Here is a 14,345-nt window from a genome sequence, read left to right on the forward strand (position 1 = left end):
CGACTTAAAACCTATTATGAAAAATATTTATTTAATTCTTCTTTTTATATCAACATCCTTATTTGCCCAACAATACGAAAAAGACTGGAACAAAGTCCTTAAAAATGAAAATGAAGGCAAAATAAAAACGGCCAATCAAATTGTTGCTAAAATTTACAAAAAGGCGTTCGCCAAAAAAGAAGAAGTCCAAATTATTAAGTGTTTTTTCTATTCGTCTAAGTATTTACAAGTTGTGGATGAAAATGCACAAACTAAAATTTTAAATAATTTAAAATCCCAAATTAAGCAAGTAAGTATTCCGTCTCAAGCAATTTTGAATTTGGTTTACGGAAAATGTTTGAGCGAGTATTCCTATTACGGTGATACTTCAGTCAGTTTAGATGAAGAAGTGGCAGTAGTTGTTGATTCTATAGCGACGGCAGTTGATGAGAATCTTCCTGAAGCAACTGCCAATTTTAAATCAGAGATAGAAATAAATGCTATTTTCGAAAAAACGCTGGAAAATGAAGCTGTTTTAAAAACAACACCACTAACCAATTATGAAGCTATTTTTGATTTTTTTACTTTAGAAAAATTCAAAAAAGAAAATCTGTTTGATTATTTGTTAAAAGAAAATATTGCTTTTTATAAATCAAAAATATACGAATGGAATTTTCAACCAAAAGAATATGAAAATTATAAAAACATTCTTTTAGGCAATACTGATGCCTTTTTAAAATTAAATCTTGATCTTATCAAAGATGAAAATGTAAAAAAAGTGCTTTCATTTTATCAAAAACTAGAAGCTGATGCACCAACTATTGAAAATAAATTAGAACGCATACTGTTTTGTTCCAACTATCTTATAAAATCGGATGAAGATTTATTGAATGCCCTAATTGATTTAGAAAAAGAAACAAAAGAAGTAATTGAATTGCAAAAAATTCAATTAGAAAAGGCTAATACCCACGCCAGATTGGCCTCCAAGGAAACGCATCCTGATTACAACAGCAAAGCGATTGCCGAATTAGAAAGCATTTTAACTATTAACAATAATTCGAACACCTACAAACTCGCGATTCAAAAAAAGGAAGAACTGCTTTCAAAAACAATTCAAGTCGAACTTCAAAAATACATTTACAATAAAGAGAATGCCAGAGCTTTTATTCGATATAAAAACACCAACAATTTAACGATTTCCTTTTATAAAATAAACTACAGTAAAATTGCCGAATTTCATAATACCCCTAACAAACTAGACAGTCTGGCCACTCAAATTATAACTAATAAAAAACCATTAATTACAAAAAATTACTACCTTATTGACAAAAAAGACTATTTTGAATACACCACTGAAATCCTTTTGCCACAAATGGAGACAGGCAGTTATTTGGTTTATTTTGAAAGCGAAACTGACTCCAAAGACAAAAAAGGATTTGGCTACGAAACCATCACAGTTTCGAATATTTCGGTTTTGGCAAATTCAAAAGGAGGCAAAGAACAGTATACTGTTCTCGATAGAAAAACAGGAAAACCGATGGCAAATGTCTCTTTGAAATCAAGCTATTTCGAGATAAAAACCAATGCGGATGGCTTAGCAGTCTATGAACCAAAAGAAAACAAAAACAGCTATTTCAATTCTTATCCCATTTTACTAACAACGGCGAACGACACCATTTTAATCCATAAAAACTATCTTGCCTATAGTGCTGATTATTCTGGAAATGACGAAGAAAAAAACTTTAAAGGCAAGATAGAATTTTACTTGGATCGCGCCATTTACAGACCAGGACAGACCGTTTATTACAAAGGAATTGCCATTCAAAAAAAGAAAAACCAATCAAGTGTTGTTCCCAATACTTCTTTCAAAATAACCATCCAAGATCCTAATTACACCAACTCTAAAGAATTTGAAGTTACCACAAATGAATTTGGTTCCTTTTCTGGTGAATTTGTTTTACCAAAAACGGGCTTGACAGGAAATTTTAGAATTCAAGCAGAAAAACCTGTAGATTACAAAAAAGATGTTATTTATTTTAAAACAAAAGACGAGCATCCATTTTGGGATAACGTAGATTTTGAAAACTCCTGCACTTATTTTAAAGTAGAGGAATACAAGCGTCCGAAGTTTGAAGTAACATTTGAACCGAAAAAAGAAAGCTTTCAGGTGAATCAATCGGTTACGGTAAAAGGAACTGCCAAAGCATTTGCGGGAAGCACTATTTCGGATGCCAAAGTAACGTATACAATAACTCGTTTTACGAATTCTTTCCGAAATTATTATAATAACGAGCCCGAAGAAATTTTAGTAAGTAGTGAAACCAAGACAGATGCTTCTGGAAAATTTGTGATTGATTTCATTGCAAAACCGTCTAAAAATGCGAGTAAGGAACAACTTCCTGTTTTTAATTATCGAATTAACGCAAGCGTAACCGACATCAACGGAGAAACGCATACTGCGGTAACCACTATCAAAGTGGGCTATCATAATTTGGTGCTGAATGCTACTATTCCAAACAGCATTGAAACGAAAAACAAAAATGAAATCACTTTGAACAGCACCAATTTGAATGGTGAATTTAAAGCCGTAAAAGGCGAAATCAAATTGTATTTTGTAAGTCCGTTTCCAAATAAATTCAAATCTAGAGTTTTTCAACAACCTGAAATCAGCACTATTCCTGATGCCGATTTTGAAAAATTATTTCCTTACGAAATTAACTCTGAAACTTCCAAAAAACCAACAGAAACCTTGGTGTTTTCTAAAAAAATAGATACTGAAAAAGACAAAAAACTCGCTCTCGATTTTATATCCGAATATCAATCTGGAAATTATAAAGTGGTCTTTTCTGCGAAAGACAGTTTTGAAAATCCTATCGAAACTGTTTCTAATTTTTCAATTATACAAAACAAAGACAAATACAGCCCAAATAAATTATTCACTGTTGAGCAAATCAATAAAGACCCGAAGAAAGATGGCTTTGTAATCGTTCAGATCCGCTCAACATTGGACACATTGCATATTCATACTATTGCTAATTATAAAAACAGTTCTTTTTATGAAAAAAATATAGTTTTAGAAAACCATCAAGCTACCATTACGATTCCGCTTCAAAAGGATTTCGAAAAGTCCCTGAAAATTAGTTTTGAAAGTATTTTTGAAAATCAAGCTTTCAATGACCAATTAGAAATTGAATTAAAATTTGACGAACCCAAGATGGAATTTTTGGTCGAAAGTTTTAGAAATAAAATCCAGCCTGGAAGTAATGAAAATTGGTCATTTAAATTGAATGCTTCCAATACCAAATCGGAAGCCGAAATTTTGGCATCCATGTATGACAGTTCATTAGACCAATTTACCAAAACGGAATGGGGCGCATTGAACTTTTATGACTATAATAATAATGGCGTGTATTTCAGAACCGGTTTAGGATTTGATAAAACCAATATTTATATCCAAAATCTAAATGTAGAATCAAAACCATTGGAATTTCAAAATGAAGAAACTCTATTAAAATGGTTTGGATTTGATATTAATTACTCCACTTATGGATTTGTAATGTCTTTCGATGATATTAAAGATAAAAAAGTTGGAAATGAAACAATTAAAGGAGATGCCGATGCGGTATTGACAGTTAACGAAGAAAGCCGTAAAGACACGAAAAACAACCTTGTATCACCTCCTCCACCTCCTAAAGTAGACCAAGTTAAATTTGTGAAACCAGTAGTAGCCAAAGCTGAAGACATTACAGTCAGAGGATCAGCAAGTATTGATGGAAAAACAACCAATCCATTATATATAGTAGACGGAGAACCTATGAATGCTGAACAAATAAAATTAATCAATCCATCAGATATTCTTTCGATGGATGTTTTAAAAGGAGACAAAGCAAAAGCTTTATACGGAGAAAAAGGAAAAAATGGCGTCATCATCATTACAACGAAAAAATCTTTGGAAGCACTAACTCAAGTAAAAGCAAGAAAAAATCTATCTGAAACGGCTTTCTTTTTCCCGAATTTAAAAACAGATTCGAAAGGGAAAGTAAGTTTTAATTTCACTTCTCCCGAAGCCTTAACTGCTTGGAAACTTCGTTTATTGGCACACAATAAAGATGCCGTAACCGGCTATTTGGAAAAAAGCGTTATCACTCAAAAAGAATTAATGGTAATGCCTAATTTCCCTAGATTTTTTAGAGAAAAAGACACAATTGTGATCAGTGCGAAGATCTCGAATATCACCAAAGAATCCAAAACAGGAATTGCTATTTTACAGCTTTTTGATGCAACGACTATGCAACCCATAGATGCAAAAATGATAAATACAAAAAACATCAAAAACTTCACTATTGGTGCATTTGGAAATTCAACTGCCAGTTGGACAATTGCCATTCCAGAAGGACTGCAAGGAGTTCAATATAAAATTTTGGCAAAAGCTGGAAATTTCTCTGATGGAGAAGAAAACATCTTGCCCGTTTTGACAAACAATATGCTGGTTACTGAAAGTATTCCGATTTGGGTGAGAGAAAATTCGAAGAAAGAATACACATTTGAGAATCTCAAAAACAACACTTCCACTACTTTAAAAAGCCATCTGTTTACGCTGGAATACACTTCCAATCCATCTTGGATGGCGATTCAATCCCTGCCATATTTAATGGAATACGAACACGAATGTGCCGAACAAACCTTCGCCCGTTTTTATGCCAATGCTTTGGCTTCGGAAATCATTTCCCGTAATCCAAAAATCGCTACGATTTTTGAAACTTGGAGAAAAAACGGAAAACTGAATTCCAAACTGGAAGAAAACGAAGAACTAAAATCGATTATTCTTGCCGAAACGCCTTGGCTAAACGACGCTCAAAGTGAAGACGAAAAGAAAAAGAAACTGGCCTTGCTCTTTGATTTAGAAAAAATGAAAAGCACGCAACAAGCCACTTTTGACAAATTAAAACAAAAGCAAAAACCTTCTGGCGGATTTGCGTGGTTTGACGGAAGTGACGAAAACGAATACATCACCAGACATATTTTGGCTGGATTAGGGCATTTGGCAAAATTAAATGCTGATGATGCAACTATTGAAAAAATAGATGCCATTTCCGAAAAAGGCATTCCGTTTATTGATAGCAAATTTTTAGAATATCATAAAATTAGAACTCAAAATCTGAAAGCAACTGACAAATTAATTTGGCTAAATCCCAATTCCGATTTGCATTATCTCTATACCCGCAGTTTTTATTTAAAAGAGTATCCGCCTTCCGATACTTTAAAGAAAATAACTAAGCGCTATTTAGAAACGGCCAAGGAAAACTGGCTAAACTATTCTTTGTATGAAAAAGGAATGACTGCTTTGGCATTGAATCGTTTTGGAGAAACCTCATCTGCCAAAAAAATAATAGAAAGTCTAAAAGAAACCGCTTCAAACAATGAAGATTGGGGAATGTATTGGATTGCCAACAAATCGGGTTGGTATTGGTACCAAGCTCCTATTGAAACCCAAGCATTATTAATTGAAGCTTTTTCAGAAGTGGACAAAGACACTAAATCTGTCGATGCAATGAAAGTTTGGTTACTTAAAAATAAACAAACCAAAAATTGGCCCACCACAAAAGCCACCACCGAAGCCGTGTATGCGTTACTGATGCAAGGCTCTGATTGGTTGAGCGTAAAAAACAATACTACTTTCCAGATTGGCGAGCAGAAAATAATGAGCAAAAAACTGTCCGAAAATGAAAAAGAAGCCGAGACAGGCTACATAAAACTGAACTGGAAAGCGGATGAAATCAAAAAAGATATGGCAACAATAACTATTACTAACAAATCGAAAGTGCCTGGTTATGGAGGTGTTTACTGGCAATATTTTGAAGATTTAGATAAAATAAAAAACAATTTGAACAACAACTTGTCGGTTTCCAAAGAGTTGTATTTAAAGAAAAATACCGACAAAGGCGAAATATTACAAAAAATCATAACAAAAAATCCAATAAAGATTGGTGATTTGGTTACCGTTCGCTTAATTATTACATCCAAAGAAGATGTAGAATTTATTCACTTAAAAGACATGCGAGCTTCGTGTTTTGAACCTATAGATGTGCTTTCCTCCTATCAATATCAAGGAGGGTTGGGGTTTTATAAAAGTACCAAAGACGTTGCAACCCATTTCTTTTTTGACCGAATAAACAAAGGAACTTATGTACTGGAAAACGACATTCGAGTAAACAACACTGGAAATTTCTCTAATGGAATTTCAACTATTGAAAGTATGTATGCTCCAGAATATACCAGTCATACTAAGGGAATTAGAGTGAATGTGAAAGAGTGAATCAAAAGCCACTAAAAATGACGTTCAAAATCGCACTTCAATTTTTCTTATATTTGTAACAAATAAATCAATTATGATAACTGACATCAACCAATTGGATTTTGATAAAACGTATTCCTATGCAGACTATCTCAGTTGGCAGTTTGATGAAAGAGTTGAGTTATACAAAGGGAAAATTTCTAAAATGGGCCTTTCTCCTGGCACTTTACATCAAAAAATTTCGGGTAACTTGGCAGTAATTATATGGAAAGGACTCAAAAATAATTCTTATAATTTATTCTATGCTCCTTTTGATGTTCGATTATTGGACAAAAAGAAATCTACGAATGACAGTGAAATTTTCACAGTGGTACAACCTGATTTATGTGTTATTTGTGATGAAAACAAGTTAGACCAAAGAGGTGCGTTTGGTGCGCCAGACTTAGTTATCGAAATACTTTCTCCTGGTAATTCCAAAAAAGAAATGAAATACAAATTTGATTTGTATGAAGAAGCAGGTGTTTTAGAATATTGGATTGTGAATCCCGCCGACAAAACCATTTTGATTTATATTTTGAAAGAAAAACAATTTATAGGAATACATCCTTTGATTGAAGAAGATCAAATAAAAAGCCCTTTATTTCCACAATTGGATTTTGTTTTGGAAGAAATTTTCAATTAATATTTGTCCCAAATTAATTTTAAAAATTCAAATATTTCCACAACCGTCTTGTTCTAGTAACTCGACGGTTTTTTTATATATAAATAATACTGGGAATACATTGACATAACATAACGGTCTTACTTTCGTAAAAACTAAATATGAAAAGAAGAAGAAAAATTCCACTAGTAGTCATAAGCGACGTTCATTTAGGCACTTATGGCTGCCACGCCAAAGAATTATTGCAATATTTAAAATCAATAAACCCTCAAACTTTGGTTTTAAACGGAGACATCATCGATATATGGAGTTTCACTAAAAGCTACTTTCCAGCCGCTCACATGAACGTTTTAAGGCAAATTATAAAAATGTCCAATCTTGGGACACGAGTAATTTACATTACCGGAAATCACGATGAAGCTTTGCGCAAATACACTGATTTTATTCTAGGAAATTTTGAATTGGTTGACAAACTTATTCTTGATTTAGATGGTAAAAAAACTTGGATTTTCCATGGAGATGTATTCGATTCTTCGACTCAGGGATATGCAAAAATACTAGCCAAACTTGGAGGAAAAGGATACGATTTATTGATTTTAATCAACAGCTTAATTAATTGGTTTTTGGGACTTTTGGGCAAAGAAAAAAGAAGTTATTCCAAAATGATTAAGGACAGCGTTAAGAAAGCAGTTTCTTTTATCTCCAATTTTGAAACTACTGCTGCAGATGTGGCCATCCAAAAAAAGTACAGTTACGTTGTTTGTGGACATATACACAAACCCCAGATGAAGGAAATAGAAAATGAACACGGAAAAGTAATGTATTTAAATAGCGGGGACTGGATAGAAAACCTAACTGCATTAGAATATAAAAAGCAAAAATGGAGCCTTTATCATTATAAAAAAGATCATTACAAAGACAGTGATTCCATTGAGGAAAAAGTGGTTAATGACATTGTCAACAAAATTCTTTCCTAAAACAACAGCAACAATGAAAATATTTTACGCTATTCAGGCAACAGGTAACGGTCACATCAGCAGAGCCATTCAATTATATCCATATCTTCAAAAATTTGGTGAAGTTGATTTTTTCATGAGCGGCAACAATGCCAGCCTAGATGTCAATTTGCCTATAAAATTTAAAAGTGAAGGCTGTAGTTTGCATTACAGTAAATGCGGTGGTTTGGATTATTGGGATATTGTCAAAAACATTAAACCTAGGCAAATGTATAAAGATGCAGCAGCTTTACCACTAAAAAACTATGATGTGGTTATCAATGATTTTGACTCAATTACTTCGTTGGCCTGCAAAATGCAAAAAGTACATTCGATACAATTTGGACACCAAGCCAGTTTTATATCTCCTAAAACACCCAGACCCAACCATAAAAGTGTTATGGGAGAAATGATTCTCAAACATTATGCACCTTCTCCAAAAAATATTGGGTTGCATTTTGACAAATACGATGAATTTATTTATCCTCCCATCATCAAAGATGAAATTCTAAATGCCGAACCAAAAAATTCCGGGCATATCACTGTGTATTTACCCTCTTTTCAAAAGGATTGCTTGGAAAAAGCTTTTAATAAACTTCCTAATTTGAAGTTTCATTGGTTTTTAAATGATGTTCAAGTAAAACACACCATAAAAAATGTTACCTATTTTCCAGTAAATCAAGACTACTTCAACAAAAGTCTTATAAAATGCGAAGGAATTATTACTGGCGGAGGATTTGAAACGCCTGCTGAAGCTTTATATCTTGGCAAAAAAATACTTTCTATTCCAATCAGGAAACATTATGAACAAGAATGCAATGCGGCGGCGCTTAAAAAATTGGGAGTTCCAGTTGTATATGAAGTTGGCGATGATTTTGATTTAATAATAGAAAATTGGCTTTACTCTTCTACAAAATATCCAACCATGAAAGCCAATAATGTCAATGAGACACTTCAGTATTTATTTGATACTTATCATGATTAACTAATAAAAAAGCCGTCTCATTACAAAAATGAGACGGCTTTTTATCTAAAAAGAAAAATATTATTTAATGATAGTCATTTCATCAATAATATTTTTTGCTCCCGCATATTTATCAATAATCCAAAGAACAAAACGAATATCTAGATTGATGGTTCTTTGCAATTTTTTGTCAAAAATAACATCTCCAGCCATCGCTTCGATATTACCATCAAATGCCACACCAATTAACTCCCCTTTACCATTCAATACTGGAGAACCAGAATTTCCACCAGTAATGTCATTGTCGGTCAAGAAATTGACTGGCATATATCCTGCTTTATCAGCATATTGACCAAAATCTTTGGCTTTGTTTAATTCTAACAAACGAGCTGGTAAATCAAATTCGGCATCACCTGCTTTGTATTTATTTACCATTCCAGCCATTGTTGTATAATTATTCACTTTGGCATCATTTCGTTTATCTGCTGGTAAAGAACGTACTTTTCCGTAAGTCAAACGCAAGGTTGAGTTGGCATCAGGATACTGAATCGTATTTAATTTAGATTCTCTCAAACCTTCGACTAATTTGCGGTAAGCAATAGCAAAATCATCGTCTGCTTTTAGTTGCTCTGCTGTTTTAGCTCTAATTTTGGTAATTAAATCATTTGAAATAACATATAATGGATCCACTACGATCATACCTGGTTTAGGATCTTTCATAAAAGCTTCAACCGTTTCTTTGTTAGCAAAAATACTCCCAGAGATTGCTTTATTCACATCCGATGTAAAGTCACCATTATTGGTAGCTTTCATTTTACCAACTTCAGGCGCCAAACCATATTCAGACGCTTTAGAAGCATATAAATTTAATTGAGCCGTAAGAATATCTTTCTCTAATGGAGCGTAAAATTCACCAAAGTAGTTTTCAATCAAACCATTAATTTTAGGGAGCAACTCAGCTCTTTTAGCCTCATTTTCATTATAATATCCAATCAAAGCATTCCCTAAAACCGAAGGACCAGCACCATAAGTAGCCGTTCTCATTAATTGAGAAAGGTAATTATCGTGACGTGATTTTAAATTTGTTTTTGCGTAATAATCATTAATAGTCGCTATTACCGTACCGTATTTTTCTTTGTTCTCTGGTTTATTAGCCCAGTCATTAAACTTTGCTTCTTCTTTTGATTTTGTAGTAGCCGTTTGTGCTTTAGTCAAAGCGTCAATCATACCTTGACGATTTTTCCAATAATTGGCAGTAGAAGCATACTTAGAAGCATATTTCAAGTTTACACCCGCATCTTTGCTCATATACTTTTTCATATTATCCATACCCGTTTTGGCACCTTCAACCCAAGCTGGAAATGCATATCCAACATTTTGTGCAATACCACCTGATGGCATCCATCGGTTGGTTCTTCCAGGATAACCTAGAATCATTGCATAATCATTTTCTTTAAGCCCTTTAATATTTACTGGCAAATGGTGTTTCGGTTGCAAAGGCACATTGTCTTTTGAATACTCTGCAGGATTTCCATCTTTATCGGCATATACTCTAAACATAGAGAAATCGGCAGTATGACGAGGCCATTCCCAGTTGTCTGTATCACCCCCAAATTTACCAAGACTTTCTGTTGGTGTTCCTACCAAACGAACGTCTTTATAATCTTGGTAAACAAAATAATAATACTCGTTTCCTTGAAAGAAAGGACGAACAGAAACGGTGTATTTACCTCCTTCGTTATTTTCTTTTTCGATTAAAGCAATTTCTTGCTGAATGGCTTTGTTGCGTTCTGCCTCGGTCATTTTATCATTTACTTTTGATAAAATTCTTTTGGAAACATCATCCATTCGAACAAAGAAACGAACGTATAATGATTTTGGTTTTAATTCTTCGCTTTTGCTTTTGGCCCAAAATCCATTTTTTAAATAATTTTGTTCTTCGGTAGAAAGTTCTGCAATAGCATCGTACCCGCAATGGTGATTGGTCAATACTAATCCTTCTTTTGAAACAATTTCGGCAGTACAACCTCCGTTAAATTGGACTACTGCATCTTTCAAACTATGATGATTGATGCTGTAAATTTCTTCGGCTGTCAATTGCAAGCCCATTTTTGCCATATCTCTATGGTTTAATCTTTCGATAAACATCAAAAACCACATTCCTTCATCGGCTCTTACAGGAAAAGCCATTAGACACATGGTTAAGAATAATACAATTTTTTTCATAAATCTATTTTAATTGGTTTTAATAAAAAGGAGACAGTCTCGACTTAATTTCTATGAAGAGGAGGTAGAATCACTTTTTAAATTTGTTTTTTAAGTGATGCGAATATAATCAATTTGATAATCTTACTAAAACATTACTGCATTAAACACAACCAAATAGGTAATCATTAACTAAATTTTAAGAATTATATAATGACAGAAAAGATGGATAACCCTAAAAATAGTTCACAACCTGAGTTCGATTTATAAAGTGCAAAGCCTATTTACAAACAAACTATGTTTGCTAATGTTCCTGCAAGGTTTTTTACAGAACCTTGTAGATATCTTGTTGTCTGGATTTACACCTACAAGGTTAAAAAAAACCTTGCAGGATATCCAATGAAAACCAAATTATTGAATAATCGAACTCAGGTTTACAATACAAAAAATCGAGTCCAAGCCTTCCGTGCTCATTCTACATTCATCCTAGTTTATCATTCTATTCGGATAAACTTTCTTGGGTTATTGGAATCCCGCCCCTGACAGCAACGACAGCCCCGAAGGAAAGTCGACTATTTTTTGCGGGGAATGGCAGAGCGACCAAAGGAAGCTCCTGCCAGCCCCAGCAAAAAAAAAAGACTGACTGAGGGCTATAGTGGATGGCAGGATTAGGCGCATAAAAAAAGTGCTTCACGAGGAAACACTTTTTAAATTCTTTATAATCGAAAAATTAGTCGTTCAGCATTTTCCATAATTTGTCTTTCAGTTCCGTCAAACCTTGTTGGGCGACTGATGAAATAAACATATACGGAACGTCTTTGAAAGCAACGTCTAATTCTGTTTTTAATTCTGCTTTTAATTCGTCATCGAGCATATCGCATTTTGAAATGACCAACAAACGTTCTTTGTCCAGCATTTCTGGATTGTATTTTGTCAATTCATTCACCAAAATATCGTACTCTGCTTTAATGTCTGGTGTATCAACTGGTACAAGAAACAATAAAGTCGAATTACGTTCGATGTGACGCAAGAAATAATGACCAAGTCCTTTTCCTTCGGCGGCACCTTCAATAATTCCAGGAATATCAGCAATTACAAACGATTGAAAATCTCTGTACGCTACAATACCAAGATTGGGTTTTAAAGTCGTAAATGGATAATCGGCAATTTTTGGTTTTGCCGAAGTCAATACCGACAATAAGGTCGATTTTCCTGCATTTGGAAAACCTACCAAACCTACGTCTGCCAATACTTTGAGTTCCAAAATCACATCCATTTCTACACCTGGCAAACCTGGTTGCGAATAGCGTGGAGTTTGGTTGGTTGAGCTTCTAAAGTGCCAGTTTCCTAGACCTCCCTTACCACCACGAGAAAGAACTTGTTTCTCTCCATCATCCGTAATTTCAAATAAAGTTTCTCCTGTTTCTTTATCTTTTACTACTGTTCCCAATGGAACTTCAATGTATTTGTCATCACCATCGGCTCCTGTACTACGATCTCCACTTCCGTCTCCACCGTTACCTGCTTTGATATGACGTGCAAACTTCAAGTGAAACAAAGTCCAAAGACTTTTATTACCAACTAGAAATACGTGTCCACCACGACCACCATCTCCACCATCTGGCCCACCTTTTTCAATAAATTTTTCTCTATGCAAATGCGTAGACCCTTTTCCACCTTTTCCTGAAGAAACATAAATTTTTACGTAGTCTACAAAATTCCCTTCTGTCATATTCTTTTGTTTAAAGTTTAAAGGTTTAAGGGTTTAAAACTGGTTTAAATGTTTGAAAATGGTTAGAATGTTTAAGGTTTAGCTGAATTTTAACTAAATTTAAACTACTTTGAACACTATTAAACTTTTAGACTACTTTAAACTTCTTAAACTATTAAACCAAATTTTAACCTTTTAAGGCCTTAACCATTACTTTATCAATCTTCACGCCATCCATATCGATGACCTCTAACTCAAATTTTTGCCAAATCAACTTTTCCCCTTCTTTTGGAATACGAGACAATTCGGTCATTATTAATCCACTCACGGTGGTAACTTCATAATCATTTATCAAATCATCCAATTCAAAATAAGTCAAGAAATCGTGTAGTGAATAATGTCCATCTACCATCCAAGTTCCGTCTTCTCTCTCGATTAATTGGAAGTCATCTTTATAAAAATCGGATGCATTCCCTACTAATGCTTCAAGAATGTCATTTAAAGTAATTACTCCTTGAAAAACACCATATTCATCTGAAACCAATGCATAATGAACTCCTGTTTCCTTAAACTGTTCCAGTGCTTTGTAAGCCGTGGTTTGCTCCATCATAAAAGGAGCTTCTGTCATAATTTCGGCCAAATTGAAGTTTTCATTTTCAAAATGAGCGAAGATATTTTTCAAGTTAACTACTCCAACAATATCATCGTGATTATCTCCATAAACTGGGTAAATAGAATGCAGTTCTTTCAACATAAACTCCTTTACTTTGTTCTTATCCGCATGCAAAGGCAAAATCATAACTGCTTTTCTATGGGTCATCAACGAATTGATTTTTCGATCTCCAATATGAAAAACACGTTCTACTATATCTTGTTCTATTTCCTGAACTTCACCACCTTCTGTTCCTTCTTTAATAATGGCTTTTATCTCTTCTTCAGTGACTTTGCCGTCGGCAGTAGGCTTTATTTTTAGAATATCTAATAAAAAATCGGTCGAAGACATTAGCAGCCAAATAAAAGGTGCCGTGATTATCGAAACAATTTTCATGGGTAATGCTACTGCTTTGGCAATACCTTCAGGGTGGTTTAATCCAATTCTTTTAGGCAATAATTCACCTAATACTAATGAAAAAAACGTCAATACTACTACAACAATTCCTACTGCAATTGAATGTGAAAACGGTGCTAATACGTGAAATCCTTTTACAAATGTTTCCACATCGGCGGTGATTTTGTCCCCGCTGTAAATACCAGTAAGTATTCCAATAAGTGTTATCCCAATTTGTACTGTTGAGAGGAATTTATTGGGCGAATTGGCTAAATCCAAAGCGATTTGCGCGCTTTTGTTCCCTTTTTTTGCTGCGGTTTCCAATCTGTTTTTCCTTGCCGAAATCAATGCTATTTCAGACATTGAGAAAACCCCATTTAAGAGTATTAGAAAAAATATTATTACTATTTCCAATGTTTAGATAATTCGTTTATATTTTGGATTTCAAAGCATCCCGTTGTTGTGTAATCTTATTTTCATAGCCCAG

Annotated in this window: 7 protein-coding genes; 4 read left to right on the forward strand and 3 right to left on the reverse strand. The window is 33.9% G+C overall.

Going from position 1 to position 14,345, the window contains the following annotated elements:
- Positions 1-16: 16 nt before the first annotated feature.
- The 4 genes from AC8GF4_RS14440 to AC8GF4_RS14455 all read left to right on the forward strand — a co-directional run bounded on the left by AC8GF4_RS14440 (position 17) and on the right by AC8GF4_RS14455 (position 8,915).
- Positions 17-6,295, forward strand: a complete 6,279-nt coding sequence (locus AC8GF4_RS14440; protein ID WP_506595622.1) for an alpha-2-macroglobulin family protein — start codon at positions 17-19, stop codon at positions 6,293-6,295.
- Positions 6,296-6,365: 70 nt separating this feature from the next.
- Positions 6,366-6,956: a Uma2 family endonuclease gene (locus AC8GF4_RS14445; RefSeq protein WP_506595734.1), complete on the forward strand. Its 591-nt coding sequence runs from the start codon at positions 6,366-6,368 to the stop codon at positions 6,954-6,956.
- A 140-nt stretch (positions 6,957-7,096) separates the two neighbouring features.
- On the forward strand, positions 7,097-7,912 hold the full coding sequence (locus AC8GF4_RS14450; RefSeq protein ID WP_506595623.1) for a UDP-2,3-diacylglucosamine diphosphatase: 816 nt from the start codon (positions 7,097-7,099) through the stop codon (positions 7,910-7,912).
- A 13-nt stretch (positions 7,913-7,925) separates the two neighbouring features.
- Positions 7,926-8,915 (forward strand): glycosyltransferase family protein, encoded by a 990-nt coding sequence (locus AC8GF4_RS14455; RefSeq protein WP_506595624.1) that lies wholly within the window; start codon positions 7,926-7,928, stop codon positions 8,913-8,915.
- A 60-nt stretch (positions 8,916-8,975) separates the two neighbouring features.
- Here AC8GF4_RS14455 and AC8GF4_RS14460 read toward each other — a convergent pair whose 3' ends face one another.
- The 3 genes from AC8GF4_RS14460 to AC8GF4_RS14470 form a co-directional block, all read right to left on the reverse strand.
- Positions 8,976-11,120 (reverse strand): S46 family peptidase, encoded by a 2,145-nt coding sequence (locus AC8GF4_RS14460; protein ID WP_506595625.1) that lies wholly within the window; start codon positions 11,118-11,120, stop codon positions 8,976-8,978.
- A 709-nt stretch (positions 11,121-11,829) separates the two neighbouring features.
- Positions 11,830-12,831 carry a GTPase ObgE gene (obgE, locus tag AC8GF4_RS14465; RefSeq protein WP_506595626.1) on the reverse strand — a complete coding sequence of 334 codons (1,002 nt, stop codon included), beginning with the start codon at positions 12,829-12,831 and terminating at the stop codon, positions 11,830-11,832.
- 166 nt (positions 12,832-12,997) lie between these two features.
- Positions 12,998-14,272, reverse strand: coding sequence for a hemolysin family protein (locus AC8GF4_RS14470; protein ID WP_506595627.1), 1,275 nt, complete (start codon positions 14,270-14,272; stop codon positions 12,998-13,000).
- Positions 14,273-14,345 lie beyond the last annotated feature (73 nt).

It is taken from the genome of Flavobacterium rarum (SeqCode), from assembly GCF_965234445.1.
In the GTDB taxonomy this organism is placed as follows: domain Bacteria; phylum Bacteroidota; class Bacteroidia; order Flavobacteriales; family Flavobacteriaceae; genus Flavobacterium; species Flavobacterium rarum.

Coding starts and splice junctions, on each gene's coding strand:
- AC8GF4_RS14460 (WP_506595625.1), bottom strand. CDS start 11,120: ATGAAAAAAATTGTATTATTCTTAACCATGTGTCTAATGGCTTTTCCT.
- AC8GF4_RS14455 (WP_506595624.1), top strand. CDS start 7,926: ATGAAAATATTTTACGCTATTCAGGCAACAGGTAACGGTCACATCAGC.
- obgE (WP_506595626.1), bottom strand. CDS start 12,831: ATGACAGAAGGGAATTTTGTAGACTACGTAAAAATTTATGTTTCTTCA.
- AC8GF4_RS14440 (WP_506595622.1), top strand. CDS start 17: ATGAAAAATATTTATTTAATTCTTCTTTTTATATCAACATCCTTATTT.
- AC8GF4_RS14450 (WP_506595623.1), top strand. CDS start 7,097: ATGAAAAGAAGAAGAAAAATTCCACTAGTAGTCATAAGCGACGTTCAT.